We start from the raw sequence: 25,542 nt of genomic DNA, 5'->3' as shown, positions 1-25,542 counted from the left end.
TGTGCAATTCCCCTTCAGAATCCTGGCCAAGCAAGCTCTCAAGGAGTGATTGCCATGTCCTCACGCATCGGCGAAGGTTCGTCATCGGGAAGCGGCTCCGAACATGTCGTAAGGATCGCTGGTGTGGAGTACCCTTTCGCGCCGCCCGACGACGAAGCTACGTGGGGGCCGTTGAATCGGTCGGTCACGAACAAGCTCACTCCGTATCTGCGCATCCAAGAGCTTCTCGCCGATTGCAATGAGACGACTCGGCACGTCATCGTAAAAGCCGAGTTCAAGAAGTTGGTCGAGGAACCTGAGTCCTATTCCATCGACAGCCCGGCGTGGAACCGCCTGATGGAGTCGCCCGAGTATGTGATGGCACTCCTTTGGACCGGCATGAAGGCAGCCGACCCCGCTTACACCCGAGAAGCCTTCGAGGAGCTCATGGATACGATCTCCATCGAAGAATTCAGGGCGATCCAATTCGGAAAGGCGGGATCCGAGTGACCTCTCGGACCCATCGAAATACCCCCCAAAAATATCGCGTAAAAATGTGCAACGGACGCCAACTATGTATAACAGCGAGAGGCCGTAGCAAATCACCTCCCCCCCCGGGTTTGTGCGGCAAAAGACGCGGGAGCCGGACATGGAAATCGATTACGTCTTCCTCGCCTGGGGGCTGATGCTGGTCGTCGCTTCGGCCGTCCAGTTCTTCTTCCCCGAGGCCGTGCTGGCGTCGAATAGGAGGGTCGTCCCCAGGGCCTCCTATGACATGATCAACCGCGTCGTGCCATTCAAGCCCCGAGTTCTCCGGGCGATCAGCGTGGTCGAGCTCATCCTCGGTATCGCCTTCCTGATCCTCGCCTTCGCATAGATGCCGTGTCGACTTCATCTCATCGCCTTCTCCGCGGACCGCTTCGTCCGCCTCGGCTTCTTCGCCTTCCGCCTGGCCTTGACCCTCTCGGCCTCGGCGGCTTCCGTGGGCATGCGTGAGGGCGGGTCGGGCTTCATCGCCCGGCCCGCCCTTTTGTCGTCAGTCGAGCAGCTCGCCGACGTGGAACGCGCCGTTGCGGTCGTCGGAGAGGTCGGAGATGACCAGCGGGGCCGCCGAGAAGAGCCAGGCGTGGTAGGCGCTCTCCAGCTCGTCGTCGTCCCCCTCGTCGCCCAGGCCGCGCCCCTCGGCGTCGCGGACCTGGCTCCACCAGAGCTCGTCGCCCCGGTCGTGGATGCGGCGTCGGGCGAACTTCGGGGCCGGGATCGAGCTGTGCGGGGGTGAGACGACCGGGGACGCCTCGACAGCAACCTCGGGCTCGACCTCGACGGCGGTGGCCAGGGCGGGCGCCGAGGGCCGCTCCATCAGGAGCCGACGAAGCTCGTCCGTGGCGGCCTTGCGGGCGACGACGTCGCACTCGGGGAGGGAGGCCTCGGGGCAGTCCACCGCGTAGGCGTGCCAGGCCCGGTTCTTCGCCCGGTTGACCCGGTCGAACTCCTCGGACGTCAGGCCCTGGCCGTTGATCTTCGGGAGGGGACGCTGGTCGATCGGGCAGCAGAGGCCGCGTTCCTCAAGGCCTTCGCCGAAGGGGCGGTCAATCCGGGGGGATCGGCGGGTCGGCTTGACCGTCGGGCGAGTGCGGGTCATGATCGTCATCGAAGGCTCCAATCTTTCCGGGTTCGGGGCTCTTCACCTGGGCTGGGGGCGTGTATCAGACGCCCCCGGCCCTTTCTCGTCTCCACACCCAAAGTATATACCGGGACAATCCCTAGTCAATACCCTAAGTGAGTATTCCTCGTTCTCTAGGGATTCCCTTCGGCAATCTCTGGTATATACTGTGAGTACAAGGAGATTCAGCCATGGCCAAGAAACGAAATGACGCCTCGCCCGAGCCACCCCAGGCGAGCAAGCCGCGAGAGACGATCATGTCCCTCAAGGGGACGCCAGAATGGAGCACCTGGTTGGCCGAGCTGGCCACCAAGTTCCGCACGACGAAGGTCGGGATCATCGACCGGGCGTTGGCCGAGTTCGCCGAACGCAACAACTTCCAGGAGCCGCCCGAGCGGTGAGCGCGTCGAGCCCTGGCGACGAGACTCGCCCGAGGCGGCTGACGGCCCGCGACATGGACGAGCTCGAAACTGCGGTCCTGGGCGACCTCAAGGCGAATGGGCCCAGCGTCATCTCCGCGATCCGGGTGCGACTGTACTCGATGATGGGGGAGCACCTGGTCAAGCGGACGCTTGAAGCCCTGGCGGATCAAGGAAGGGTCGTCGTCGAGGTGAAGGTGCTCACGTTCGATCGAATGATCGACGGCGTCGAGCGGCAGATCCCCTACAAGGCGAGGGAGTATGCCGCATCGAAACTGCCTTTGCCGGCCCAGGAGAGGACGGTGGCCAGTCCGAGTCCTCAGTCCGCCGGGGCTCAGCGGGAGAAGCAGGCCAGGCGAGAGGCCCAGCTCGAGCTCGTCCTGGCCGACATTGCGAAGAACGGGCCGAGCTTCGCCCGAGACCTCGAGTCCCGCCTCAAAGGCAGGATCGGGGAGATTGACCTCAGGAGCACGCTTGCAGAGCTGACGAAGACCGGGCTGCTCGTGGTTGAGCTGCTCGAGATCGTGAAGCCGATCGCCCACGGGGAACGCCGGTGGCCGGTGCGGTACAAGGCGAATCGGTATTCGCTGCCGAGGGGGCCCAGGGCCAGGAAGCCGAAACGAGGGTGACGGCCGTCCGATCCCAGGGTTGAGGATCGAGCCTCCCCCGTTCGTGAGGCAGAAGTCAGCTCAGGATCTCATGGCTGCGCCACTTGAGTAGGGCCCATTCCCCCGGCTGGACGCACAGAACTTCAATGTCGATGCTCATTCGCAGCGGGATATGTAGGTTTTCATCGGTATCGGCCTTTTCCACCTCGAGCTCAAACCCCGACCCGCACAACGAGAGGGGCATTTCCCTTGTCCCCTGTACGCGGCCGGGGAGAAGGATCAAGTCCAGGCCGGTGTCCTCGCGGGCCTCGGAGCGTCGCAGGAGGCTACCCACGTGGGTGGATTTCTCCTCGCCGAAATGCAGTTGGATCAGGCCTCTCGCCCGTTGGACGCTCCTCGTCACGGGATCGACCGTGAACTCGATCGTCCCTCCGACCTTGGACTTCTCGCCGTTATCGTCGTTAGTGAAGAGTCCCACGAACGTCGTCATCGCTATCCCTCGAGCGAAGCAGTCCTGATGTTAGAGCATGGGGGATCGAGGCCGAAGACCTGGGCGAAATTGATCAGCCGATCAGGTAATACGAATCGTGGCCCGTTCTCCGCGTGGCCGAACGACTGCCGCTTAGCTCCCAGGGCCCTTGCCGCATCCGCCTGACTCAGGCCGATGCATTGCATGCGGCTACGGAGCGATCGCCGACACCATGGGCCTACATTCCTCTCGGAGCCCAGCCATCCCTGTTACTCGGGGCACTAGGATAAGCTCAAAAGTCGACTGGTCAAGCCAGTTCTGAATGCCGGTCGATCCTTCACCATTTCCTGCCCGAGACGGCCCAGATCTCTAACGCCTTGAGTGCCCGGCGGTCGCACGCTACGCTCGGATCCAAGCGCGTGCCCGTAACCACGCCGCATTGAAACGCTCGGGGCGATGCCCCGACCCGATGCCCCCGCCAGGTGCGTTACGGCCCCGGCGGGGGCATTCTGCTTTGGGATGGAACCGTGCGCACCATCTTGGCGACGCTGGCCCTGGCCAGCCTCCTGGCCCCCTTGGAATCGCTGGCTGAGGACGCTAATGCGAGGAAGCAGGTACTCTCATTGGCAAGCCTCGGGCGATATGGAGAGGCCTTAGAAAAGGCGAAGGGTTCAGACGATCCCATCTGCAAGTTCTATCTGGCTCAATTGCTGCGAGAAGACACTGTAGAGAGTCGATCGCGAGGTGTAACCACATTCGACCCCGTCAGAGCTGCCCAGCTTGTGGACGAAGTAATGCCTTATCTCAAAGCCAATGCCGACAAGTCCTCTGAGTGTGCCTACACGCTTGGCAAGGCATATTCGATGGGGCTGGGAGTGAAGCCTGACAATGATTTGGCGTTCAATTGGTATATGCGTTCGGCCAAGAAGGGCTACCCGGCAGCGATGGCGAGACTAGGGAATTGCTATTCCGGAGGCCTTGGAGTGACCAAGAATCTTAAGCAAGCCATCGCCTGGTACAAAAAGGCTTCCGACGCCGGGTACATATTCGCCCTCGTACAACTCGGCGATCACTATTGGACCGGCACAGGCGTTCCGGAGGATTGGCCGAAAGCAAACCTCTTATACGAGAAGGCCGCGAAGGCTGGTTCTGTCGATGGGATGATTCGATGTGCAGAAATGGCCGAAGATCGCAGAGACAAAGCATTACAAAACAAAGACATAAAATCGTCAAATACTTTTGCGCAGACCCATATGAAGTGGCTCACCATGGCCGCAGCATCGGGCGACGCGCAGGCATCTTTTAATCAGGGCACCATGTTCAGGCTGGGGTTCATCGGCGCATACCCCAGCGACCCAGCCTTGGGCTTCGCTGCGTTCTTGAAAGCCTCAGAGTCAGGCAATGCGGCTCATCTCTTAATGCTCGCTTCCTGTTACGAGAAAGGATGGGGCTGCACTAGTGATTCCGGGAAGGCAGAGAAGCTGTTTCGTGAATCGCTGGCGGCGGCCAAGCGGGAGAAGAATGAGGGGGCCCAGGGGATTGCAGAGAAACTCCTTTCCGCTGGCTCGTCTCAAGAGCGGGCCGGCATCCTCGACGAAAAGCTCGGCTGGTCTATACAACCGATAACCATGGTTCGGCCCCCCTTTGCCGACGATCTAAAGGAGCAGGTTCTCCCGACAAAGGATGCCGGAGCCCGGAGTCTTGTCCTAACTGACATCGTCGCGAAACCCTCGGACTCCGAGCGTTACCTCGAGGTCCAGGGGAGGGTGAAAAACGCGAGCGGTGAATCCCTCGACAGCTTGAAGATCGCCATCACGCTCGAGGATCGGGCCGGCAACCTGCTCGAGACGGATGACTCCTACCTGAAGCCCGACCCCCTCGAGCCGGGGGAGGTGGGGACCTTCAAGCTGCTGGTGAAGGCGGCCGAGCGATACGACCATCTCAAGGTCGACTTCACGGCAGGCTCGGGCAAGAGCATCCCCTGGGCGGACAAGTCGGGCAAGGACGTGCATCAGTAACTCGCCGACTAACGCCGCATGGTGACACGATGTCACCGCCCGAGTGGAAGGCCTGCCTATGATCGCTTGCCCCCCCGCCATCCTGCTCCTGTTGGCCCCGGCCGCGATCGCCGACTATCCCGCCAGGGTCGTCGGCGTCAGCGACGGCGACACTCTGACGGTGCTCACGGCCGACAAGGGGTCACGCCTCGGAACGGACAAAATTGCACGCTAACGGGAGATCGCCAAGAGGCTCGGCATCAGCAGAACTTCCGTCCGCCGGTTCCTCGATGAACAGTCACTCCCGAGTCCTTAGCGTACGATTTTGTCCGTTCCGAGGAGCGACCCCACTCACACCCCGAGAAACGCGCGATCGAAACCGACAGGCGAGGAGTAGCAGTGATCGAGCGTTGTGGCAGAGAAGAGTTGGCCCGCTGTCTCCGCATGCTCGTCTCCGGGGCCATGACCAATGATGACTTCGATGACCGGCACTACGAGCATTGGCTCGACTCCGGCGACGCGGCGGTCTCCGAAGTCTCCCAGTTCGGGTGGAGCCTCTACAGCAGCGACTTGCTCTGGCCGTACAAGCTCGAAGGGCGATACGCCGTCTCGGAAGAGATCCTGGAGACCGCCAACCGCGCGCTCCTTTTTCTTGCCACCGACCTGGATTATGAATGGCCCAGAAACGTCAAGGGGGCAGTTCCGTACTGGGTACCCTGGGGCCAGGGCTGCTATCTCGTGGTTGGTTTGATTCTCCTGTTCTCTGCTATAGGGCAAGCATGGCCGCTGACATTGCTGCTCGGCCTCCTTGGGGCGCTGCTCGCCTCCATGACCGTGCACTGGCTGGTAACCAACCGCAGACGCACCGAGGAAATGGAGCGTTTCTTCGCGAGCGGTGATTTTTCGGTTTGGCCCTTCCTCTGCCGCGAAGACTTTCTGATCGCAACGGTGACCGTTAAGCCGTACAAGCCGCCATCGTCGATGGACGATTTCTAAGCGCCCCTTCCGCTCGGTCTTGCCTTTCCGAAGTCCGCTGCGACTCCCGTTAGCGTGCAATTTTGTCCGTTCCGAGGAGTGACCCCGACAAGCGGCAGGTTAAGATCCGCCTGCAAGAGGTTGACTCGCCCGAGACCGGGCAGGATTTCGGGTCCAGGGCCAAGCAGGCAGCCTCCGACCTGGCGTTCGGCCAGGCCGTGACTATCCTGCCCAGGGACACGGATCGATATGGCCGCACGGTGGTCGAGGACGCCGACCGCCTTCCCGAGGAGGAACTCGTCCCGGACCCTCTCCGCCGACACGTAGAAGCAATCCGCGTCGAGGTGGCCGACGAATCTGTCTTTGTGTCCAGGCATGGACGGATGAATACTCGAACGCCCGACGTCGGTCAAGCCGGCGATGCGTGGAATACACCTCCCCCCTGGCCCCCTGGGGATTCCGCCGCAAGGGGTTTCCGCGACTACAATGTCTGGCCACCCATATGTCGATCGCCGGGCCGCAAAGTCCAACTGGAGCCTTGAGGTATTAGCCCCTGATGTTGAGGTTGGTCTGGCCGGCGTTCATCGAACGTTGGATCTGATGCATATTCCTCTCGAGTTGGCCGGTGTTGGCGTTGATGCCGTTCAGCTGCTGGCTGATGGCGAAGACGGCGGCCTGGGTCTGCATGAGGATCTGCTGCATGGCCACGGTCGCGTTGTTGGTCTTGCCCATGAGGAGGCTGAACTGGTCCTTCACCCCCTTCTGGGCGTCGAGGCTGAGCTTCAGCGCGATGTCCTCAGTGCCCTGCTCGCCGAGGTTGGGGTTGGCCCGTAGCACATTGCCATCGCGGTCCTTGCCGATCTGACGGTGCATGTAACCCTTGAGCCGCCTCTGGACCTCCCCCCGGGCATCGTCCTCGCCGGAGAGTTTGTGCCATCCACCCTTGGCGTTCTTGTATCCGCCCTGGGCCATGACCATGGCGTATTCGCGGGCCGCCAGCTCCTGGAGGCCCTGGCCCTTGATCTGCGCCTCTTCCTGCTCGAGGTAGTCGCGATTCTGCTCCACGGCATTCTGGCGGCGGGTCGCCTCGTTCTTCTCCTTGTGCTCCTGGGCAACCCTGTCTTCCTCCTTGCGCTTCGTCTGGGCGTTGCCGGCCAGGGTCGCCGAGGAGGTGTCCAGGAGCTTCTCCTGGCCCTTCAGGTCGAATCCCTTCTCCTTGAGCTTCTCCTCGACCTGGGCCCGGATCAGGTCCTTGAGCACGTCATACTGCTGCTCGGCCGTCTTCGTCTCGCGAGGCTTCCCGGCCACCTCCAGCATGCCGCCGCTCTTCTTGATCTTGTCGATGAGATCGGAGTTCGACTTGGTGAAGTCGCCCCCCTTGGCCATGGAGTCGATCTCGTCGCGGATCTTGTCCGCCTCCTTGGCCTGGCGCTTCTTCGACGCCTCGCGGGTGATCTGCTCGGCCTCGTGCTTGTTCTTGCTCTTCTCCTGCTCGGCCGCTTCCTCGCGCTCCTCCTTCTCGACGCGCTTCTTGGTCTCGGGGCTGGCATCCCTGATGTAGTTCTGCTGCTCCTTCGTGAAGAGGTCGGGCGCCTGCCCCACGGCGGTCTGGAGCTGGTTGTAGGCCCCGAGGTCCCCCTCGGTCATGGCCTTGGTGACGGCCTCGATGCCCATGGTCTTGAACTCCTCGAGGCCTTCGGGGCCCTTCAGGCGGTCGAGCTCCTTCTTGGAGCCCTTCATCTGGGCCGCCCAGAACTTCCGATCCTCCCCCTCGGTGTTGTTGGCCTCTTCCAGGGCGCGGACGTAGGCGCTGTCCTCCTGATTGATCGCCCTCTGATGCAGGGACTTCGCCACGGCGGTGGCCAGGCCCTCCTTGTCGCCCCCCAGGTCCGCCAGCCCGTCCTTGATCCACTTCGAATCCTCGACCTGCGCGGTGCCCTTGATCTCCTTGAACTTCTTGAGGTTGGCCTGCTTCTCCTCCTCCTGCGTGATCTTGGCCTCGGTGTCCGCGATCGTCTTGCGGAGCTCGGTGTACTTCTCGAGCTCGCCCTTCGTCAGGGATGTGTTGGTCTCGAGCGCCTTCATCTGATCCTTGGCGTGCTCGACCTCGTCCTTCATCTCCTTGACGCTCTTCGCCGCGGCCGGGAAGGGGTTCTTCGACTCGAACAGCCGGGTGACCTGGTCCCAGTTGCGGTACAGGGCGATGGCGACCGTGGCGCCGATGGAGACGACCTGTCCGAGGCCCCCCAGGCCGACCAGCAGCTGAGGCAGGTTGTTCGTGATCGAGTTGAGCTTGGCCCCGAGGTCGCCGCTGGTGGAGGTGAAGTCCTGGAAGGCGTAGCTCCCCGCCTGGATCGACTGGCGGAGGTTCGACTGGGACTTGGCCGTCTTGTCCGCCGTGGCCGTCTTCTTCGCGAGGGCCGCATCGGTCTTGATGATGCTCCCGAGGTATTCCTCCTCGGTCATCTTGGACCGGGCCATCGCCTGGGCCACGTCGCGCTGGGCCTGCTCCAGGCCGTCGAGGTGCCCCTGCATCTCGGCGATGCTGGCGGTCAGCTTCTTGGTGGTGGCGAAGTAATCGGCCGTCGAGACGTTGCCCGCCTGGTAGGCGCTCTGCAGCTGCTGGAGGCCGAGCTTGGTGTAGGCCAGGTTCTCCTTGAGGTCGTCGATGGCCTCGGTCCCGGCCGTCTCGAATACGAGGCGTGCGATGTCTTCAGTGACCGCCATGGTGTGGCTCCCGGAATAGTGCGTTGAGGATCGCCTCGAGGAGGCGTTGGTGTACGGCGAGGTTGGTCTCGAACCTCATCGGGTCGGTGACCCCGGCGCCCGCGAGCGCCCTGAGGTAGGCCACCGCAACCCGCTCGATGCGGGGGCGGTCGAGCCCCTCGTCCCTGAGCGTCCGGGCCCACTCGTACTGCCCGATGATGATCTCGACGTCGATCGTGCCCGGGACGAGCGAGATGGGGGTGTGCTCGATGACCCTCGGCAGGCCGAACCCGGGATCTGGGAACGGCCGGGGCGTGTCCTGGTCGCCCTCGGGCCCGAGGAAATCGTCGATGGGGCGAGGGTCAGGCATCGCGACCTCCCGCCATGCGGGGACTGACAGCCGGCTCGCCAGCTCCATCCATCCGCCTCGTCGTCGAGGCGAGTGCGACGGCTTCGTCGCGGGGATCGTGGTGGTTTCCTCTCGCCGTGGCCATGGACCTGGCCTGCCTCTCGGTACTGATGGGCCTCTAACGAAAGATGCCGGCGCTCGGCTCCCCACGGAGGGAGGCAAGCGTCGGCATCCTCGGAGGGTCCCATCTCCCCGAGCCTCTAGCCCGCGACCGATCGCGATCGATCGCAGTCCCCACCTTGGCAGGCCGATCGGGTCGGCCCCGGCTTCACTTGGTCAAAAGAGGCGCCATCGGCATCTGACTTAGGACCACATGATTGTACCGCGATCGCGAGCAGGCACTCTAGATATTTTCTGGTCGAATGCATTAAGAAGTAGCCGGTGAATGACACTCTTGAAGTCAAAATGATCTCTGAGCATCACTTTGCAGAAACGTTCTCTTTTGTTAACCAGGGGGGAAGATGGGTTACGAAAATGCGGAAGCCCTGATGCGGTCGCTCATTGCCGCAACCAAGAGCAGCGATATTCGGAAGATTCTTGAGGAAATTGGAGATCATCAGAATGTTGAGCTCGACGTACCCTTCGGCGATTTCAAGTTCTGCTGGCATCCATTCGGCAATAAGATGTCCAATGCCTCTTCCATAGGACTAGGTAAAAAGCCCGGTCGGAGCCTTACGGAGCGAATCACCAATGCAACGGACGCGGTGCTGGAGGATCGGGCACCGCAAGGTGTTGCTCCTCCGAACTCCGCACGAGCTGCTGCCCAGCAATGGTTCGGACGTCCGATCTCAGGGCCCGGCGATGGCCTATTCAACAAGTGGGATTACGCGGCTCACAATTATGACCGTAAGTTCGCGGTCGTCATGTCCGAATGTGGTAGCAAATCCACTGCAACGATCGACGTCATCGACGACGGGATTGGAATCAGCCCCGAGCAGTTCCCCACCACCATCCTGAGCCTCCAAGAGGGGAACAAAATAAACAAATGGTACCTTATCGGTGCTTTCGGCCAAGGCGGTGCGGCAACGCTCTCTTTCGCTGACTACGCTGTCATCGTCTCGCGTCACCGCGAAAACCCACGCGTTGTGGGTTTCACTGTGATTCGGGTTCTCAATCTCAGCGACCACTACAAAGAGGACTGCTACGGCTATCTATGCCTCCTTGGCCCGTCAGGGAGCGTGAGCGTACCCTCATGCCAGATCGATGAGGAAGCACTGGAACTCTATCCACAGTTCACCGGACCGAAAGTTCCAGTGTTGCGCAAGGGAACGCTGGTTCGGCACATTAGCTACCAACTCCCCAAGCTTGATGCGTCGCTCCAGGCCAGCCCCGGGAACCTTTATCACTACCTCCACTGTTCAGCGTTCGACCCGCTCCTGCCGTTCCGGCTGATCGATCTCCGCAATAACGAGTTCAACGACCAGATCGTCACTGGAAGCCGCAACCGTCTCATGCGAGTCGACGAGTTCGACCCCGAGAATATCAGCACTGGCACGTTCATACGGTACGAGAGGCCCATGGAGTATTTTGTACCGCATGGGACGACAGATGCCTGCATCGGCATCGAGTTTTGGGTCGTCTTCAACTACCGCTCAGGTAAGGGTAAGAACAAAGGAGACGTCACACTCCGGACACACTCAAACGAGTTGTACGTGCAGACCAACTATCCTATCGTTGGCACGCTAAATGGTCAGAATCAGGGCGAGCTCTCGGCGCAAATTCTTCGCGATCTTCACCTAGGCCAGGTCGCTCGGCATATCGTTATCCACATCGACGCCTCCCGCGCCGAGAGCAGGATCAGGCGTCAACTTTTCTCCTCGGATCGAGAAGGACTTAAGGATGGCCAAGTACTGACGAGCCTCGTCCAAATGCTTGAGAAAATGCTCGGAGAGGACGAGACGCTCCACGAAATCGAGCGTGAGCTGACCGAGAAGCTGGCCAGGCGCGAATCCCAAACCACTAGCGAGGCGGTCAAACGCCAGATCGTTCAGCTACTTCAAGAAGCTGGCCTGAAGGTCCAGAGCGAAGGTCCGATGAACGTCCCTGGCGCGGGGGACGATAAGCAGCCCGTCAAGAAGTCCCGAAAGGGGAAACCGACCAAGGCAGCGCCGCTTCCGACGTTACCGTTTCCCCAGGTGACCCGGTGGGTTATCGTCCACCCAAAACCCTACCTTAGGGTTCACATAAATGACAACGAGTCGGTCTTGGTTCATACCGATGCCGACTCGGAGTTTGAGCGGCAGGGGAGACTCTCGATCCGCTCGGAGCCCGACTGCCTCGAGCTCGCCGGCCAGTCCAAGCTCACTGGCGGCCGGGTCAAGTGGCGGCTCAGGCCACGCCACACCGCCAAAATTGGTGACGTCGGCCGGGTAGTCGTTACGATCACTAAGCCCGACGGCACCCAGCTCACTGATGAGGTCAATTTCGAGGTGCTCGCGCCGCTCGAAGAGCGTACGAAAAAGTCGAAGGGTTTCGTCCCCCAATTCGACGTCATCGCTATCAACCCAATCGACGACCCTGAGCAATGGGCCGCCGCCTGGCCGCATTTATCGGAAGACGTAACTGACGAGGAGCAATCAGGTGTCGCCTACAAACCAATCTCTGCGGGAGGCGGCATCGTCGTCTATTACTCGACAGTCTTCGGACCATTCAAGGACCAGCTTGAGAAGCTGAAGGTGGAAGCCGCGGCTCTACCGTCGCTGTTCCGGACGAATTACGAGATCTGGATCGGCTACCACGCTATCCTCCAGGAGAACGCCCGAGGCGACATGAAGGCTGAGATCGATGATGAGCAACTCGAGAACATCCTCGAGGAGGACAGGACACGCGTTGCCAAGATGCAGGTAAAGCAGGCTCGCTCGACTGCCGACCTGATGAATAAGTCAATGGCAAAGGGCACCGAATAAGCCCATTAACGGCAGAGGAGCAGACCAAGATGGGCTTCGTCTACAACAATCCTACCGAGGCGATGGCACGGACTTTCCTAGAGATGAACGGCTGGTTGGTTCAAAACAGTTTGTTCACAGATCTCCTAAGCTCGCCAAATGGGCGATCATACCGGCTCGAGGCGGATCTTGTTGCATTTAAGCCTCCGAACACATCGGTCATTGGCGCGCAAGGCATCATTCCGCTCGACGAGCGACACGATGAGTCTGAGGATACACGCGAGTTCTTTGCTGGCCCTAACGCTGTCGATAACTGGGCATACTGCGAGTTGAAGGCCAACTTTCTCGATGCGGATTATGCCCGGCAGATTAGATCACTTGTGGGGCCGTCCGGGAAGGAAACGCTTCAGTCAAAGCAAGTGAGGATTGCGGCACGCTTCGGCGTTCCGCAACCGAAAATCGTTGTTATGGCCTACAACTTCACCAACGACGTGATTGATACGATCCGCGCGAACGGCTGGTATTACAAACGGCTCGAGACGATGTTCGACTTCATCCTCGACCGGTTCAATAACTACTGGGATGTCAAGTCGAGGATCGCCTATAACGATCCATGGCTCGACATGGTCAAGCACTTGTCAGCATTCAACTTCGCACGGCCCAAATCGAGTCCTTAGGGTAGCATCACCTGGCACGATGAAGGAGAAGGATCTCCTTCGACTGACGTACTGCATGGCGAACGTTGTTGTACCACTTGCGATTGGGTACCGCCCGCCAGAATTCTTCCTGGGACGGGCGGCTTGAGCCTTTAAACTCAAACGGGGCGAATCCCGCCCGAGACATCGCATCTAGGTAGAGCGCTAGTTGCTCGTTGGGTCTGGCAAACCCAACGAGTTGGGCGACGACACAATCGTCAGGGACAACGCTTCTGATTGCAGTGAAGCAGGAAAAGAGCCGACCGAAATACTTCTCGTCGTGGTCTAGACGACGACGATCGCAAAATGTGTAGAACGAACCACCTTGACCGTCATTCGATTCAGTTATCCAGTAGGGAGCGGCTGTTTCTCTGCGTCCAAGCACCTGCCATCGGTGGTAGAGCACGTGGACGCCGGGATATGGAGGAGAAGTGACGACGAGCCTAGGCGGCCTGCACTGGAGGAGTTTTGATTTTAGACTGCCAATGGAGTCGGTCGCACAATGATGGGCTTCAATTGTCGCCGGTTTTTGCTGAAGTGAATCGACTTGTTGCCGAAGAGCCTTGAGCCCATCTGCGACGAGCCGTGTGTCCTCGACGATCTTCGCACGAAACTCGGCGGCGGTAGGGAGAGCTTTCTTGCAGTCGACTGCCCATTGGACGGTCTTCAGGATAATGCACCTGGCCGAGAGAAGCAGGTCGCCTTCGAGCAGATCCATCGCACTGTTGATCGCCTGCTCGGCTATCTTTCGGAATCGCCAAGGCATGTTCGTCTGGTAGCCAAGCGCCTGGTAGTAAGTGTGGCGGACGACTGGCTTTCGCGGCGACAACTCGGGTGCGATCAGTTCGGCCCAAATTCGCAGCGATTCGAGGTCTTCGTCAGTGACGAGTAGCGTCTTCACCCTGGCCAGAAAAACAGCTAGTTGATTAAGATCCGTCCCAACGGCGTGCCGACCAAGGGCGAGAGCCTCGACAAGACTCGTGGAGCCACCCATGAAGGGATCGAGAATCGAGTCACCCGGTTCGGTAAAGAGTTCGATGGCAGTTCTAGCGAAGAGTGGCGAGAATCGAGCTGGGTAACGATAGATGTCGTGCGTCAATCCCGAGACGATGTTTCGATCGTTTATTGCGTCGAGGAGCGGTTGGAGGTTCATGCCCTATCCTCCATCGGCATTTGCCTGTACCACTCCATCCATTGCTTCGAGGAGATTCCGGTTAGCTCCTCAATCTTCTCGAAAGCATCGATCAAGGGCAGCCGCCTCCCAGCCTCCCACATCCCGACCGCCGTGTGCGAAACACCTAACTGCCTTGCCAGAACAGTACATTTCCATCCCTCAGGAGGCTGCTTGACGCGCCACTGCCGAAGAGGGTTCCGATCACGCCATTCTGTCATGGATTCCGGCGCACTCGCTCGACGCTTGGCCACAAATATTCCGGCGGAAATCCGCAATGTGTCCCAATGCAGAAGAGTTTATCTGACCAGACTGTAAGCTCATGCTTCAGCAGTTGCAACAGTTGGTTCATTTTTTCATGGGAATTAAGTGGCCGATTATTTCGATTGTATGGATTGGGAAACGTGTGCTTCTAAGCTTCTTTTGACTCGCCCAATCAAGTTCCTGAGGAGTTAGATTGGCTTATGGCATATGTCACATGAAAATTTATAACTAGAATTTTTAGGACGTCGATTTGCTCTTGTTCGCATTTTCGCTGCATTAGCGATACAGACGAGTAGCCAGGGCGTTCGTGACATAGTCCCGGCAGTACGCCCGGATTGATAGCCGGTCGCTTCTCCGCTCGTGCTGGGCCAAGCCCCGTTCGAGGGCGATCCGAGCGTCCATGGCGGCCCGGACCCTCGGCATCGTCAGGAGCCGAGGCCCCTGGCTCCGGGGGCATGCGTATCCGGCGGCCTCTGCCGACCGGTAGGCCCTCGGCCAGAGCTTCTCCGCCTCTGCCCACCAGTGATCGTAGAAGGCCCTCTGGCGGGGCGTGAGGGCCGTCAGCGACAAGGCGAGGCTGGCTTCGAGGCGATCGAGTCTCGTCCCGACCCGATGCGTTTCGTGACCGTTTCTCAACATGCAACCATCCTCCGCCTCGGGGCCCGAGACTTCCGCCTCGCCCGAGGGTTCCCGGCCGCCAACTTCCTCCGCCCGGCCTTGGCCTTGGACGGCTTCGGGTTGAGCAGTCGCTCGACCTTCCGCCGCAAGCGGGGGTCGATGGCGATGGTCCGGCCGAAGAGCAGGAGGGGATCCTCGGTCTCGGGGTCGATGAGGACGTCGGGCCCCGGCGCCTTGGAGAGGAGCAGCTCGGGGTGCTTCAGCTCGTAATGCCCCCTCTGCCGGAATGCGTGCGCGAACCGGGGGGCCTGGCCCGAGGGGATCCACCGGGGATCTTCCTGGTATCCGACCTCGACCAGCTCGACCTCGAGGGCCTGGGCCGCGATCGGCGTCAGGGTCCAGGTCAGCTCCCTGGCGAGGGTCCAGCGCTCGACCAGGCCGGCGGCCTCGAGGGCCCCGAGCACCTCGGGCGGATGGCCTTGGCTCGCCAGGTCCTGGGCCGACGACCACGCCAGCTTACCGCCCACGATGACGGCGAGGGTCCCCCGCTCGGCTTCCGATAGCTCCATCGCCCATGCCCCCCGTCCCGCCGGCCTCGGCAGTCGAGTCATCGCAGTCGGCTCGTGATTGCGCCAGTGAACGTCGCGGAGATACGCCAGCCTCAACGCTGGCATGGAACCATGATAGCGGATCAGTGTCTTCGAGTGGAGATGCGTCCAGCTTGTCAGCCCCGTTCACTTGTAAGGCGCACAGTTGCGAATGTGCGATTATCATCGAAATGACAGTGCCGGCGACCGCCTCCCTTAGCAGAGAGACAGGAGTCGGCATACTCGGGAGATCTCAATCCCGAGCTTCTAGCCCGCGGTCACGATCGACCGCAGTCCCCACCCTATGCAGCACAAGTCTAAGTGGACTCCTCAATGGTCTCCGCCCAGAACCAGACGCCCCCCGGGTCGGTGTCGCCTACCTCGATCCGCTCGCCGGCCTCCCAACCTCGTCCGCTTAGGGTCGCGACGTATACGGGTAGGTAACCCCGCAAACCCATCGCGGCGCCGCAGCCCGAGGTGAAGCTGACGCCGGTGAACCTAAACGTCCGGACCTGTCCGGACGGGTGATGGCGGAAGGTGAGGGCCGCCTCGGCGCCATGCGTCGCATCCCCGGTGTCGAGGACGGCCCGCTCCAAAACATACTCTCGCTGATCCCGGAAAAGGGGATGCTGTGAGTCGTAAGGCTTCGAAATCACGAATGCCCTCCAAGCAGGCTAACTCAAATTCGGCCTGGGCCGTCGCGGTGGCAAGTCTCCGATGGCGTACTCCAGCCTTTCACATCTGGCCGGCGAGTCCATGATCTGCTACATGCCAACTTCCATAGCAGTCCTCCTTTTCGGAGAACCAATATAACTCGCCGGATCACCCAAGGGCCCCAGTGGCCAGCGAGAGGATATGCTCCCGGACTTCGAGGGGCAGGGCGGGCCACGCCAGGATGAGCTCTGCGAGGCACGGGCCATCGAGACAAAAGTCGGTGGGCAATGGAGGGGCAAACGGAGGGGTGTCGGCGGCTAAGTCACCTCGGGCCAAAACGTTGCTGCGATCCTGAGTCGGTCTTGAAAACCGTAGATGGCGCAAGTCATCCGTGGGTTCGAATCCCACCCCCTCCGCTCCGCCAGTGTCCGTCAACTCCTGCCCTTGAGCGCCTAAGACCACAATCTCCAATGATTTAGGTTACTCCTGCCCTGTCCCATCCGGGCGGATACTCGCATCGGAGTTTCCGCCCGTATCCGCCTGCAATCGTCCCCATCCGTCCCCGGCGTGGGGCAATAGAGGGGCAAAGGGTTTGTTTATGAGTCCGGGTTCGGCCGAGGGCAGGGCCGCCAAAGTAGCGGACTGGTCGGCCAGGCCGACGTGGCTGTAGACCCCGAGCGTGAGGGTCGGGGTCGAGTGCCGGGCGAGGGTCTGGATCGTCCACTCCGGTACGCTCGATTGGGCCATGGTGGTGACGTGGAGTGCCGGAGGGCGTGGAAATCCTCCTCCTCGGCCGGCTCGTCATTTTTGGGATGCCGATACGCACGAGATCGCTCTGAATCAATAAGCTCGTGTACTGGGCGGGATGCCGAAGATGGGTCGGGAGAGTCATCTCCGCGAAAAGCGGGGATTCAGCATATCCCAAACGAAACGGTACCCAGAGCTCGAATGCATGGTGACGAAGCGTGCGGTGTAGCCGAGTAGAGATTTTCGAGAATCCGGAAAAATAAACAACGGATTCGACCACTCTAAGGCCAATTTCTTGGAAGCCTCCGTTCGGAACATCTTCTGAAAAAACAGGTTGCGTCATGACATGGATCAATAGTTGATGGCTTGCCGGCACTGGCCGCATCTCCTGAGCAGTCAACTTGTCATCAGCTTCGAGGTCGGGCTCACCAGGTGGGGGGGGACCGAGAAAGACATCGGCCTTGGACGATTCTGGTCGTTCGTCGATCGTACACTACCCGGGGCCCATCGATTCGACCGTCTCCGATTATGAAGACCGGCTCCCGTCGACCCACGAAGAACTCATAGCTATCGCTTACTCGCCAATTTGTATGACGTTTCTTACATAAGACTTGGTTTGTACAAATACCCTAAACCATTCCATATTCGAGAGAATTCGATCATCTCGAGCAAAGACCTTGAGGAATGCGATGACATTCTATGTTGACGGATGGAATGAATTGGTCTACGAGTTATGATCGCCACCCTTCGCTCTCGCTCCGCAACGCAGGTCTACCATTCACCTTCTCTGAATGGACAAGGATTCGTCCATGCTCGACGCGAATGACTCCAAAGTTCTTGATCTGATCCGCCCGGGCGACATCGTGCTCGACGTAGGAGGTTGGGCCCGGAGCTTCAACCGGGCGAATTACGTGATGGACGCGGGTCCCTATGAGACTCACGGGCTTCACTACAAGCAGTATCAAAATTCGGGGCCGCAAGGTGGAGCGGTCGAGCACTTCACGGCCGAGACCTGGATACAGCGCGATATCTGCGATCGCGAACCCTGGCCATTTCCCGATAAGTTTTTCGATTATTGCACCTGCTCTCATACGCTTGAGGATATTCGCGATCCCATCTGGGTTTGCAGCGAAATGGTCCGAGTCGCCAAGCGCGGATATATCGAATTCCCATCGATTCTTTTTGAGATGACGCGTGGCCGCGAGGACGGCGTGCCGGTTGGCCTCTGTCATCATCGGTGGCTCATCGATGTGACCGGCAACGAAGTCACCTTCATGCCGAAGATGCATTACATCCACGGCGATCGGCGGTTAAGCGTACCGCCACAGGTCGGCTGGAGTGCCCCTGATGAGCTCCTGGTGAGTTATCTCTTCTGGGAGGGAGAGTTCTCATTTCGAGAATCAGGGATGACGCGAGAAGACATGGCGGCCGTCGCTGCTCGGCTCAACCCAGAAGGTATCGTGGAAGAGACCGAGATCGATCGTATGCAGGCCGAACTTGATGCGACCCGGGCCGAACTGGCACGGACGCAACAACAGAACGGAATGCTCCACGATCGTTTACGACTCTTTGAAGGGGTCGGCGCCTCGGGCGTCAAGCTCGCTCGTCGGATCCATCGGATATCGTCCCGTCATCCTCGGATTACATCACTGATTCGCCGAGTGACTCGCGTCGCCTGACAACCTGGGGCTGCCGCGCGAGATTTCCTCCTTCTTCGAGGGTGGAGAATCTGTCCGCGGTGGCCTGGTTATACTCGCCTCTCAAACTCCTACCTTCCTCAGCTTCTCATCCGTGCCTAGAGCAGAGACCTATCCAAGCCACGAAAAAGTTCAACTCACTGGCACCTTTCATTGGTGTCGAAGCACGGAACCAGTATCGCCCAACAAACGATCGCCTGCGCTGGACCTTGATCGACACGTGGTGCAGTTTCTACACCCTCCACGCAGGCAGGGCGAGTGCTGCGTAGAGGATCTCGCTGATGGATTCGGATATTCTCTGGATCGATAGGTTATCGGGGATCGGCGCGAAAACCACTTCGGTTCCAGTGCCGGAGGACCGATCCAGGCGTCCGAGAAATTGTCAGCCACTTCACCCGGCCAGGCGAAGTTTCCATCCGGCATTCGTGAGGAAGGGCGGCGTAGAGCATCGCCACGACGAAAACCGGGCCCATGGAAACGCGACGAATAGACTGGGTCGAGATATGTGGCCTCCCCAAAGACGTTGACCTGCAACTCGACGGGAATCCCGTGAACTTTTCGACGTCTGGTTGCGTTCAATATCTATAGGGTCGTCGGCCGCTTGCGAGAGGTGGTCAGGACCCGGCTAAGGTGGCCCCGCCGTGCGACGCTTCGTGTTGCACGTGCGGGGCTCTTTGGTTCGAACACCGCCATGTGTCCAAGCGTGGCAGCCGGTTGCGGATCGTCGGATTTGCGAATGGTGTCTCCCAACGACTGCGACCATCCACTATGCCGTATGACTTGACGTCTGTTCCTGAGGTGGCACGATGTTACCCATACGAACGATCCTCCATCCGACGGATTTCTCCGAAGCGGCGAATAACGCCTATCAGCTCGCACGCATGATCGCTCGGGATTGTGACGCCAAGGTTATCGTTCTGCATGTCGTGGGCATTGAACTCGATCTGCCCCACCCGATCGACACTGAACTCGGACTCGCGTTCGATTGCTCCCAGGACGAACACAGTCGACATGCCGCTTGGTTGAAGCGGCTCCACGAGGACTTCGACGGCGATCCCGAACTTCGGCTCGAAACGCGTTTACTCTACGGTGACGCGGCGACGGAAATTGTCCGCGAGGCCGCGAAAATATCTTGTGACTTGATCGTGATGGGGACGCACGGTCGGAGCGGGGTGATTCGAGCCTTAATGGGGAGCGTCGCCGAGTCGGTCGTTCGTCATTCCTGCTGTCCGGTCCTGACTGTCAAGACCCCACTCTCAGATCCGGCCGACGAACGCATCAAAGTCTCTCATGAGGCCACGTCGGGGTGATCTGTGATGGCCTCTGCAAGAAAGGATCCTGAAATCGCTTTGATTCTTAAGAACCCGCCTATCCACTCCAGAAGGGTGTAAAACGATGAGGGCGCACTCCGGACACGCCCATTCGCCGGCGGTCGTGAAAGTCGAAGAGATGGTCGGGTTCTCGCGCGAGAGTTGGGATGAAGCGGCGAGGATGCTGGTAGCCCGAGCTTCCAAGTCCATCTATCACATCACTGGACTGGACGTACTCTGCAAGACCGCCGTGATCATCGACGGCAAGATCACCGAGTATCACGTGACCGCCAAGGTGGCCTTCGAAGTGGAACAGGCCGCCTCCGAACAGAAATAGAAGAACATGTTTTGTTGTGATAGCTGAGTTTTTGATGTGAGCTCGCGGGGAGTCGGGATCGCCGCCGATGCAAAAGCCCGAACAATGAATAATCTACGATCGAGCCGAGGGCCCTCACCATGAATGCCGATCAGAATCGCGTGGTCGTGAAGGACGAACTGTGTTCTCTCTGCTTGATGCCCATCAAGCACGTTCATCACCGTCATTTCCCGGAAATCCAGGTCGAGTGCTGCTCAACCGCCGCCTGCATCGCCCAACTCGCAGAATTGTTGGGTCGCCACCGCGACAGCGCCTCGAGCCTCTGGCATCGAGGAATGATCGAAGAAGCTATCGCCGACGTCACCGCTTTCATCGAGTCGTCAGATCAGGCCTCTACGGCATCCCAACCTTCTTGCCGATGCCATCCTCCTGGCGACATCGCTTCCGGACGGGAGCTGGCGGCGAATCAAAACATTGCATGATTCGGCACGCGTGAGGGTTTAGCGGTAACTCATACGTGATGTCAAATTACAAACACTTTCCTTGGCCTCAAGAGCTCGGAAGGGGGCGAAGGCAAAACCATCATGGAATGGGTCTTGTTCAACTCGTTGTGCCCGGATGCTTGATCGGCAGGGATCATCATCGCCAATGAGTCTGGCTCTTACTTCTCGGGCGCGACGGATCTCGTCGGAAGCAGCGGGTCGCGATTGTTAGGGCTTCTCGGTTTCGGCTTCTTCGCCGTTCCGCGCGCCATGGAATCGATTCTGGATCATCAGAGGATCATCCAGGCCATGCCATGGAACTGTCCGTTTCGTGTGCATGAGCTCGCCCCCACACCTCGTACCAGCCGGGTTGGGCAGTCCGACCCACCTTGCAATCGCCACATCGAGAGAACACATTTTCCTTCGCATTATTGACAGGCAGGTTGATCGCCACGAGTCGAGGTGGGTAGGCCGACGTGTCGTGGATACGGCGATCATCCCGGACCCAACTCCATGATCGAGTTCAGCAGAAATCGCCCGTTATCCAGTCGGGAATCACGAGACAATCGAACCCTGAGTTTGGAGGATTTCCTTGACGATTCTGGCCTTCTGGCCGTCGATTAGTCGTTGCTCGCGGCCGTTGATGTGGTAGACGAGCTGACTGTGATCGAGGCCGAAGAGGTGGAGAACCGTGGCCTGGAAATCGTTGGGGGTCACGATGTCCTCGACCGCGCGATGGCCCACCTCATCGGTGGCCCCGTAGGTCATCCCCCCCTTGATCCCGCCGCCGGCCATCCAGACGGTGAAACCCTGGCCGTTGTGGTCGCGACCGGCCGAGGCCTTGGGATCGCCCTCGGTGACGGGGAGGCGGCCGATCTCACCGCCCCAGTGGACGAGGGTCGTCTCGAGAAGGCCACGCTGCTTGAGATCCTTCACGAGCGCCGCGGCGGGCTTATCCGTCTTCCGGCAGATCGCGGGAAGGCCATTCTTGATGTCGGTGTGGTTATCCCAGGGCTGACCGCCGAGGAAGAGTTGGACGAACCGGACACCACGCTCCACGAGACGGCGAGCGATCAGGCAGCGCGTGCCGTACTCGCGGGTCTCCTCGTTGTCGAGGCCATACAGCGTCTTGATGTGAGCAGGTTCGTTCGAGATGTCGAGGGCTTCCTTGGCCGTCGTCTGCATTGCGGCGGCGAGTTCGTAGCTGCGGATCCGCGTCTCGAGGTCGGTCTCGCCAGGGTGCTTCTCGAGATGCCGGCGATTGAGCCGGTCGAGGAGAGAGAGGTTCTGGCGCTGGGTCTCGCCGCGGAGCTCGGGCGGGGGATCCAGGTTCAGGATCCGGGGCTCTTGGGCCCTGAGGACCGTCCCCTGGTACATCGTGGGCATGAAGCCGCACGACCAGTTGTGGGTGCCGTCGACCGGATGGCCGCCGGGGTCGGAAAGGACCATGTAGGCGGGAAGTTGGTCGGACTCGCTTCCGAGGCCATACGTGAGCCAGCTTCCCAGCGTGGGACGGCCGGTCACGCCGGCGATACCGCCGTGGAAGAAGCGGATCGAGACCTCGTGGCCGTTGTGACCGGTGTGCATCGATCGGAGGACGCAGATGTCGTCGACGATGCCGGCCGTTTCGGGCAGGAGTTCGGAGACCTCCGTGCCGCACTGGCCGTGCTTGGCGAACTTCCATGGGGAGCCGAAGAGGGATTTGCTCGCGCGATTAACAAAGCTGAAGACGACCTCGCCCTTATATTCCTGGCCGTGGTGTTTGGTCAGTTCGGGCTTGGGGTCGAAGAGGTCGACGTGCGACGGCCCGCCGTGCATGAACAGCGAGATCATCGCCTTCGCCGTCGGGGCGAAGTGGGGTGCGCGGGCTCGCAGGTCCAGCGGTAGGTTCTCGCCGGGTTTCTTCGGTGTCTCGGCCAGCGCCCCATCCTGTCGAAGCAAGTGAGCCAGGGCGATCGCCCCGACACCTGCAGCCGTCCCCGCCAGGAACTCGCGCCGGGTTCGGAAAGGCAGTTCAATCGACATAGAGAAACTCGTTGGAAATGAGGAGTTGCTGGCAGAGATTCGTCAGGGCGGCGAGCTCTTTCTCCGGCCCCGGCGTGGAGGATTGTCTGGCGCCGAACTCGGCCGCCCAGGCCGCCTCCTCGGGGGAGATCTCTCGCTGGTAAACGAGCTTCCAGGCGTGCGAGACCTGCCGCGCCATCAGATCCGACGCCGAGCCTGCGGGCGTCTCGCCGCGGATGCGCTGGGCAAGATGCTTGGCGTGAGCGAGAATGAAATCGCTATTCATGAGCACGAGAGACTGCGTCACCGACGTGCTGGGGACCCGCCTTTCGCAGTTCGTGACCATGCTCGGGGCGTCGAACGTCGCGAGCATCGAGACCGGCTTCGAGCGGCGAGCCTGGAGGTAGAGGCTTCGCCTCGCCGAGTCCTTCTCGGGCAGGACGTGCCCGACCATGTCCTCGGCCACCGGGATCGGAGGTCCGTACATCGTCGGGTCGAGCCGACCGCAGACGTGGAGGATGACGTCGCGGATCTCCTCGGCCTCGAGACGCTGCATCGGGAACCGGCTGTAGAGCAGGTTATTCGAGTCGGCGGCTGCGCTCGCCTGGCTGATCCTCGAAGACTGCCTGTAGGCGGTCGAGGTCATGATGAGCTTGTGGATCCGCTTCAACGACCACCCCTGGCGGACGAGTTCATCGGCCAGCCAGTCGAGCAATTCCGGATGGCTCGGCCTCGTCCCGAGCACGCCGAAGTCGCCCGGGGTGTCGACCAGGCCTCGTCCGAAGTGGTTCAACCAGATCCGATTCATGAGCACCCGACCGAGCAGGGGATGATCACCCTTCACCAGGTGGCGTGCGTACGCGAGGCGTCGACCCGAGGTCGGCAACGCGCCGTCCTTCTCGGGGATCTCGAACCGCTGGCCCTCGGCCCCGGCTATGGTCAGGTCGCCGGGGACGACCGGCTTCGTGGGCTGTCGATGGTCGCCGCGATAGAAGATTTTCGTGACCGGCACGGTTCCCGGGATCTCGTCGAGCACACTGACGAAGTCCTCGACCGGCTTCTCGGCCCGCTTCGCGTTGACCTTCCCTTGCTCCTTCGTCAGGTCATCGGCCGCGGGTTGGTCGTACTGATAGAGGACGCCGGGGCTGATGTTTACGCTCGGATTCGAGTCGAGGAGCTTCTTCTGCTCGTCGGAACGCTTGGCGGGATCCGTGTCGAGCGCGGCCTGGAGCTTGCCACGCAGGTCCTCGGGAAACTTCGCGAGTTCCTTCTTGGTTGCCGCAGCGATGTAAGTATTTGTCTTCGTCGTGACGACTTCCTGGAGCTTGGCCGCCTCCGCCTCGATGGCGCTCGACTTCGCCCTGTCCGCGTCCTTGAACAGGGAGATGAGGCGCTGCCCGGGCCTCCGCCAGTGATTGGTGTCCAGGGCCGGCTCGAAGACGGCTCGGAGCCGGTAGTAATCGGCCTGAGGGATCGGGTCGTAGCGATGGTCGTGGCACTGGGCACATCCGACCGTCAGCCCGAGCATGGTCGAGCCGACGATCTTCAACGTCTCCGACACGACCAGATTCGCCGCGAGCGGTTCGTCCGAGGCTCCCGTGGAGGTGCCGTCGGCGGCGGTCCGCAAGAACCCGGTGGCGGCGAGCAACTCGGCATTCTCGGGGCTCAACTCGGTCCACGGCCGCGGGACGAGTTCATCTCCCGCCAACTGCTCGATCACGAAGCGGTCGACCGGCTTGTCGGAGTTGAGCGAGCGGACGACGTAGTCGCGATATTTGTAGGCATACGGCCGGACGGAGTCCTCGCTGCCGTTGCCGTCGGAGTCGGCGTAGCCGGCCACGTCGAGCCAGTGTCGGGCCCAACGCTCGCCGTACTGGGGCGAATCCATGAGCTGGTCGAGCATCCGCTCGTAGGCGTCGTCGGAGGGATCCGCGACAAAGGCATCGATGGCCTTCTGCGTGGGCGGCAGGCCGGTGAGGTCGAACGCCGCGCGACGGATCAGCGTTCGTGGGTCCGCGTCAGGGGCGAATTCTAGACTCCGTTCGCGAAGTCTCGCCAGGACGAGGGCGTCGATCGGGGTCCGGACCCGATCCTTCGCTTCGCAGCTAGGTGGGACGGGCCGGCGGATCGGCTGGAAGGCCCAGTATTCCCGCTCCTCGGGCGTGATGACCACGCCGGCATCGAGCTTCTCGGGCTCCTGTCGTTTGGTCGCCGCACCCGACGCGATCCAGCGCTCGATCACGGCAATCTGCTCGGGCGGAACCTTCTTCGGCCCGGGCGGCATCTCGCCCGCCTTGAGTCGCTCGATGAGAAGGCTCTCATCGGGTTTCCCGACCACCAGAGCGGGGCCCGTGTCGCCCCCGACCTCCGTGAAGCGCTTGAGGCGGAGGTCGAGCTTGCCCTCGGTTTTCTCGCCGCCGTGACAGTCGAGGCAGTACGCCTTGAAGATCGGGCGGACGTCCTTCTCGAACGTCAGGGCCTCACCCCCATCGGCGGAAGCCACCCCGGCAAACCAAGCGAGGAGGAAAACCATGGAATACGTCCGACGTTCCGCCATGGCGACTTGGCTCCTGAATCGAACCTCTCGGCCGAGGATCATCTCAATGCCTTGCCTCGGAGCGATTCTTCAAAGCAGGACCTGCCCGGGGCACGTGGTCGTTGTTCACGCCTCCTCTTGCCGAGGAAGCTATCGAGTCCTGGCCCCCCTCAATCGAGGGAGGCCGGAAGGTGGGCAACGCGCGGGTCGATCATTGCGAAAACTAAATCGCTCCAAGTTTCCTGTCAAATTATTGTTGAAATTTCCCGAAAACACAAGCCGAAGCCTCCTTGGAGCAGGCGAGGAGAGACGCCTCTCCAGGAGGTCCGGCAGGCTTGTGCGAGGATCTTT

28 protein-coding genes and 1 tRNA gene are annotated in these 25,542 nt (G+C 60.6%); 15 read left to right on the top strand and 14 right to left on the bottom strand.

The window, feature by feature from the left end; genetic code table 11:
- Nucleotides 1-54 precede the first annotated feature (54 nt).
- Together ACOYYX_RS15780 and ACOYYX_RS15775 are read left to right on the top strand one after the other, a co-directional pair.
- Entirely contained in the window at nt 55-489 is a 435-nt protein-coding gene (locus ACOYYX_RS15780) for a hypothetical protein (RefSeq protein ID WP_422930870.1), read from the top strand.
- Between the two features lie 139 nt (nt 490-628).
- A complete protein-coding gene (locus tag ACOYYX_RS15775; RefSeq protein WP_422930869.1) occupies nt 629-856 on the top strand; it encodes a hypothetical protein in 228 nt (75 codons plus the stop codon).
- A 14-nt stretch (nt 857-870) separates the two neighbouring features.
- On the opposite strand, the gene ACOYYX_RS15770 is transcribed toward ACOYYX_RS15775, so the two are convergent.
- Both ACOYYX_RS15770 and ACOYYX_RS15765 read right to left on the bottom strand, forming a co-directional pair.
- Nucleotides 871-993 carry a hypothetical protein gene (locus tag ACOYYX_RS15770; RefSeq protein WP_422930868.1) on the bottom strand — a complete coding sequence of 41 codons (123 nt, stop codon included), beginning with the start codon at nt 991-993 and terminating at the stop codon, nt 871-873.
- A gap of 22 nt (nt 994-1,015) precedes the next feature.
- The gene (locus ACOYYX_RS15765; protein WP_422930867.1) at nt 1,016-1,630 is read right to left on the bottom strand and encodes a hypothetical protein; all 615 of its coding nucleotides are present in this window, start codon (nt 1,628-1,630) and stop codon (nt 1,016-1,018) included.
- A 203-nt stretch (nt 1,631-1,833) separates the two neighbouring features.
- Here ACOYYX_RS15765 and ACOYYX_RS15760 point away from each other — a divergent pair, with 203 nt between their 5' ends.
- Both ACOYYX_RS15760 and ACOYYX_RS15755 read left to right on the top strand, forming a co-directional pair.
- Nucleotides 1,834-2,043 (top strand): hypothetical protein, encoded by a 210-nt coding sequence (locus ACOYYX_RS15760; protein ID WP_422930866.1) that lies wholly within the window; start codon nt 1,834-1,836, stop codon nt 2,041-2,043.
- Nucleotides 2,040-2,690, top strand: a complete 651-nt coding sequence (locus tag ACOYYX_RS15755; protein ID WP_422930865.1) for a hypothetical protein — start codon at nt 2,040-2,042, stop codon at nt 2,688-2,690. The genes ACOYYX_RS15760 and ACOYYX_RS15755 overlap by 4 nt, the downstream gene beginning before the upstream one ends.
- Nucleotides 2,691-2,745: 55 nt before the next feature.
- Here the strand turns inward: ACOYYX_RS15755 and ACOYYX_RS15750 are convergent, their stop codons facing one another.
- Both ACOYYX_RS15750 and ACOYYX_RS15745 read right to left on the bottom strand, forming a co-directional pair.
- Nucleotides 2,746-3,159 carry a hypothetical protein gene (locus ACOYYX_RS15750; protein WP_422930864.1) on the bottom strand — a complete coding sequence of 138 codons (414 nt, stop codon included), beginning with the start codon at nt 3,157-3,159 and terminating at the stop codon, nt 2,746-2,748.
- Nucleotides 3,160-3,161: 2 nt separating this feature from the next.
- A complete protein-coding gene (locus ACOYYX_RS15745) occupies nt 3,162-3,344 on the bottom strand; it encodes a helix-turn-helix domain-containing protein (RefSeq protein WP_422930863.1) in 183 nt (60 codons plus the stop codon).
- Between the two features lie 321 nt (nt 3,345-3,665).
- Here ACOYYX_RS15745 and ACOYYX_RS15740 point away from each other — a divergent pair, with 321 nt between their 5' ends.
- From ACOYYX_RS15740 to ACOYYX_RS15725, 4 genes are all read left to right on the top strand, one after another.
- Nucleotides 3,666-5,156: an FxLYD domain-containing protein gene (locus ACOYYX_RS15740; RefSeq protein WP_422930862.1), complete on the top strand. Its 1,491-nt coding sequence runs from the start codon at nt 3,666-3,668 to the stop codon at nt 5,154-5,156.
- 58 nt (nt 5,157-5,214) lie between these two features.
- Complete coding sequence (locus ACOYYX_RS15735; protein ID WP_422930861.1) at nt 5,215-5,370, top strand: hypothetical protein; 156 nt, start codon at nt 5,215-5,217, stop codon at nt 5,368-5,370.
- A 164-nt stretch (nt 5,371-5,534) separates the two neighbouring features.
- On the top strand, nt 5,535-6,131 hold the full coding sequence (locus tag ACOYYX_RS15730) for a hypothetical protein (RefSeq protein ID WP_422930860.1): 597 nt from the start codon (nt 5,535-5,537) through the stop codon (nt 6,129-6,131).
- Between the two features lie 62 nt (nt 6,132-6,193).
- Entirely contained in the window at nt 6,194-6,652 is a 459-nt protein-coding gene (locus ACOYYX_RS15725) for a thermonuclease family protein (RefSeq protein WP_422930859.1), read from the top strand.
- Nucleotides 6,653-6,656: 4 nt separating this feature from the next.
- Here the strand turns inward: ACOYYX_RS15725 and ACOYYX_RS15720 are convergent, their stop codons facing one another.
- Nucleotides 6,657-8,837 (bottom strand): hypothetical protein, encoded by a 2,181-nt coding sequence (locus ACOYYX_RS15720; protein WP_422930858.1) that lies wholly within the window; start codon nt 8,835-8,837, stop codon nt 6,657-6,659.
- Nucleotides 8,824-9,186, bottom strand: a complete 363-nt coding sequence (locus ACOYYX_RS15715) for a hypothetical protein (protein WP_422930857.1) — start codon at nt 9,184-9,186, stop codon at nt 8,824-8,826. Before ACOYYX_RS15715 ends, ACOYYX_RS15720 begins: the two co-directional genes overlap by 14 nt.
- A gap of 527 nt (nt 9,187-9,713) precedes the next feature.
- On the opposite strand from ACOYYX_RS15715, the gene ACOYYX_RS15710 reads away from it, so the two are divergent.
- The gene (locus tag ACOYYX_RS15710; protein ID WP_422930856.1) at nt 9,714-12,131 is read left to right on the top strand and encodes a hypothetical protein; all 2,418 of its coding nucleotides are present in this window, start codon (nt 9,714-9,716) and stop codon (nt 12,129-12,131) included.
- A 29-nt stretch (nt 12,132-12,160) separates the two neighbouring features.
- Nucleotides 12,161-12,787 (top strand): hypothetical protein, encoded by a 627-nt coding sequence (locus ACOYYX_RS15705; protein ID WP_422930855.1) that lies wholly within the window; start codon nt 12,161-12,163, stop codon nt 12,785-12,787.
- A 7-nt stretch (nt 12,788-12,794) separates the two neighbouring features.
- On the opposite strand, the gene ACOYYX_RS15700 is transcribed toward ACOYYX_RS15705, so the two are convergent.
- The 5 genes from ACOYYX_RS15700 to ACOYYX_RS15680 form a co-directional block, all read right to left on the bottom strand.
- Nucleotides 12,795-13,958 carry a DNA methyltransferase gene (locus tag ACOYYX_RS15700; protein WP_422930854.1) on the bottom strand — a complete coding sequence of 388 codons (1,164 nt, stop codon included), beginning with the start codon at nt 13,956-13,958 and terminating at the stop codon, nt 12,795-12,797.
- Nucleotides 13,955-14,197, bottom strand: a complete 243-nt coding sequence (locus ACOYYX_RS15695) for a helix-turn-helix domain-containing protein (RefSeq protein ID WP_422930853.1) — start codon at nt 14,195-14,197, stop codon at nt 13,955-13,957. Before ACOYYX_RS15695 ends, ACOYYX_RS15700 begins: the two co-directional genes overlap by 4 nt.
- A 319-nt stretch (nt 14,198-14,516) precedes the next feature.
- Nucleotides 14,517-14,879, bottom strand: coding sequence for a hypothetical protein (locus ACOYYX_RS15690; RefSeq protein ID WP_422930852.1), 363 nt, complete (start codon nt 14,877-14,879; stop codon nt 14,517-14,519).
- Nucleotides 14,873-15,427, bottom strand: a complete 555-nt coding sequence (locus tag ACOYYX_RS15685) for a hypothetical protein (protein WP_422930851.1) — start codon at nt 15,425-15,427, stop codon at nt 14,873-14,875. The genes ACOYYX_RS15690 and ACOYYX_RS15685 overlap by 7 nt, the downstream gene beginning before the upstream one ends.
- Before the next feature lie 335 nt (nt 15,428-15,762).
- Entirely contained in the window at nt 15,763-16,101 is a 339-nt protein-coding gene (locus tag ACOYYX_RS15680) for a hypothetical protein (protein WP_422930850.1), read from the bottom strand.
- A gap of 299 nt (nt 16,102-16,400) precedes the next feature.
- Here ACOYYX_RS15680 and ACOYYX_RS15675 point away from each other — a divergent pair.
- Nucleotides 16,401-16,515 (top strand) — tRNA-Ser (locus ACOYYX_RS15675).
- Between the two features lie 64 nt (nt 16,516-16,579).
- On the opposite strand, the gene ACOYYX_RS15670 is transcribed toward ACOYYX_RS15675, so the two are convergent.
- Complete coding sequence (locus ACOYYX_RS15670; RefSeq protein WP_422930849.1) at nt 16,580-16,846, bottom strand: hypothetical protein; 267 nt, start codon at nt 16,844-16,846, stop codon at nt 16,580-16,582.
- Nucleotides 16,847-17,655: 809 nt separating this feature from the next.
- Here ACOYYX_RS15670 and ACOYYX_RS15665 point away from each other — a divergent pair.
- The 4 genes from ACOYYX_RS15665 (at nt 17,656) to ACOYYX_RS15650 (ending at nt 20,651) form a co-directional block, all read left to right on the top strand.
- A complete protein-coding gene (locus tag ACOYYX_RS15665; RefSeq protein ID WP_422930848.1) occupies nt 17,656-18,525 on the top strand; it encodes a class I SAM-dependent methyltransferase in 870 nt (289 codons plus the stop codon).
- Nucleotides 18,526-19,349: 824 nt separating this feature from the next.
- A complete protein-coding gene (locus ACOYYX_RS15660) occupies nt 19,350-19,853 on the top strand; it encodes a universal stress protein (protein ID WP_422930847.1) in 504 nt (167 codons plus the stop codon).
- Between the two features lie 85 nt (nt 19,854-19,938).
- The gene (locus ACOYYX_RS15655) at nt 19,939-20,190 is read left to right on the top strand and encodes a dodecin family protein (RefSeq protein ID WP_422930846.1); all 252 of its coding nucleotides are present in this window, start codon (nt 19,939-19,941) and stop codon (nt 20,188-20,190) included.
- 119 nt (nt 20,191-20,309) lie between these two features.
- Entirely contained in the window at nt 20,310-20,651 is a 342-nt protein-coding gene (locus ACOYYX_RS15650) for a hypothetical protein (RefSeq protein WP_422930845.1), read from the top strand.
- A gap of 555 nt (nt 20,652-21,206) precedes the next feature.
- Here ACOYYX_RS15650 and ACOYYX_RS15645 read toward each other — a convergent pair.
- Both ACOYYX_RS15645 and ACOYYX_RS15640 read right to left on the bottom strand, forming a co-directional pair.
- A complete protein-coding gene (locus tag ACOYYX_RS15645) occupies nt 21,207-22,676 on the bottom strand; it encodes a DUF1501 domain-containing protein (protein ID WP_422930844.1) in 1,470 nt (489 codons plus the stop codon).
- The gene (locus tag ACOYYX_RS15640) at nt 22,666-25,212 is read right to left on the bottom strand and encodes a DUF1553 domain-containing protein (RefSeq protein WP_422930843.1); all 2,547 of its coding nucleotides are present in this window, start codon (nt 25,210-25,212) and stop codon (nt 22,666-22,668) included. The genes ACOYYX_RS15645 and ACOYYX_RS15640 overlap by 11 nt, the downstream gene beginning before the upstream one ends.
- Nucleotides 25,213-25,542 lie beyond the last annotated feature (330 nt).

Source organism: Singulisphaera chitinilytica, from assembly GCF_049331405.1.
In the GTDB taxonomy this organism is placed as follows: Bacteria; Planctomycetota; Planctomycetia; order Isosphaerales; family Isosphaeraceae; genus PoT.
The sequence above is the reverse complement of the archived record's forward strand: the minus strand, read 5'-3'. Positions and strand labels throughout refer to the sequence as shown.

What these genes read in the sequence shown, in the direction of transcription:
- ACOYYX_RS15780 (WP_422930870.1), top strand. Translation starts at nt 55, where the DNA reads ATGTCCTCACGCATCGGCGAAGGTTCGTCATCGGGAAGCGGCTCCGAA.
- ACOYYX_RS15775 (WP_422930869.1), top strand. Translation starts at nt 629, where the DNA reads ATGGAAATCGATTACGTCTTCCTCGCCTGGGGGCTGATGCTGGTCGTC.
- ACOYYX_RS15770 (WP_422930868.1), bottom strand. Translation starts at nt 993, where the DNA reads ATGAAGCCCGACCCGCCCTCACGCATGCCCACGGAAGCCGCCGAGGCC.
- ACOYYX_RS15765 (WP_422930867.1), bottom strand. Translation starts at nt 1,630, where the DNA reads ATGACGATCATGACCCGCACTCGCCCGACGGTCAAGCCGACCCGCCGA.
- ACOYYX_RS15760 (WP_422930866.1), top strand. Translation starts at nt 1,834, where the DNA reads ATGGCCAAGAAACGAAATGACGCCTCGCCCGAGCCACCCCAGGCGAGC.
- ACOYYX_RS15750 (WP_422930864.1), bottom strand. Translation starts at nt 3,159, where the DNA reads ATGACGACGTTCGTGGGACTCTTCACTAACGACGATAACGGCGAGAAG.
- ACOYYX_RS15745 (WP_422930863.1), bottom strand. Translation starts at nt 3,344, where the DNA reads ATGCAATGCATCGGCCTGAGTCAGGCGGATGCGGCAAGGGCCCTGGGA.
- ACOYYX_RS15735 (WP_422930861.1), top strand. Translation starts at nt 5,215, where the DNA reads ATGATCGCTTGCCCCCCCGCCATCCTGCTCCTGTTGGCCCCGGCCGCG.
- ACOYYX_RS15720 (WP_422930858.1), bottom strand. Translation starts at nt 8,837, where the DNA reads ATGGCGGTCACTGAAGACATCGCACGCCTCGTATTCGAGACGGCCGGG.
- ACOYYX_RS15715 (WP_422930857.1), bottom strand. Translation starts at nt 9,186, where the DNA reads ATGCCTGACCCTCGCCCCATCGACGATTTCCTCGGGCCCGAGGGCGAC.
- ACOYYX_RS15710 (WP_422930856.1), top strand. Translation starts at nt 9,714, where the DNA reads ATGCGGTCGCTCATTGCCGCAACCAAGAGCAGCGATATTCGGAAGATT.
- ACOYYX_RS15705 (WP_422930855.1), top strand. Translation starts at nt 12,161, where the DNA reads ATGGGCTTCGTCTACAACAATCCTACCGAGGCGATGGCACGGACTTTC.
- ACOYYX_RS15700 (WP_422930854.1), bottom strand. Translation starts at nt 13,958, where the DNA reads ATGAACCTCCAACCGCTCCTCGACGCAATAAACGATCGAAACATCGTC.
- ACOYYX_RS15695 (WP_422930853.1), bottom strand. Translation starts at nt 14,197, where the DNA reads ATGACAGAATGGCGTGATCGGAACCCTCTTCGGCAGTGGCGCGTCAAG.
- ACOYYX_RS15690 (WP_422930852.1), bottom strand. Translation starts at nt 14,879, where the DNA reads ATGTTGAGAAACGGTCACGAAACGCATCGGGTCGGGACGAGACTCGAT.
- ACOYYX_RS15685 (WP_422930851.1), bottom strand. Translation starts at nt 15,427, where the DNA reads ATGGAGCTATCGGAAGCCGAGCGGGGGACCCTCGCCGTCATCGTGGGC.
- ACOYYX_RS15670 (WP_422930849.1), bottom strand. Translation starts at nt 16,846, where the DNA reads ATGGCCCAATCGAGCGTACCGGAGTGGACGATCCAGACCCTCGCCCGG.
- ACOYYX_RS15665 (WP_422930848.1), top strand. Translation starts at nt 17,656, where the DNA reads ATGCTCGACGCGAATGACTCCAAAGTTCTTGATCTGATCCGCCCGGGC.
- ACOYYX_RS15660 (WP_422930847.1), top strand. Translation starts at nt 19,350, where the DNA reads ATGTTACCCATACGAACGATCCTCCATCCGACGGATTTCTCCGAAGCG.
- ACOYYX_RS15655 (WP_422930846.1), top strand. Translation starts at nt 19,939, where the DNA reads ATGAGGGCGCACTCCGGACACGCCCATTCGCCGGCGGTCGTGAAAGTC.
- ACOYYX_RS15650 (WP_422930845.1), top strand. Translation starts at nt 20,310, where the DNA reads ATGAATGCCGATCAGAATCGCGTGGTCGTGAAGGACGAACTGTGTTCT.
- ACOYYX_RS15645 (WP_422930844.1), bottom strand. Translation starts at nt 22,676, where the DNA reads ATGTCGATTGAACTGCCTTTCCGAACCCGGCGCGAGTTCCTGGCGGGG.
- ACOYYX_RS15640 (WP_422930843.1), bottom strand. Translation starts at nt 25,212, where the DNA reads ATGGCGGAACGTCGGACGTATTCCATGGTTTTCCTCCTCGCTTGGTTT.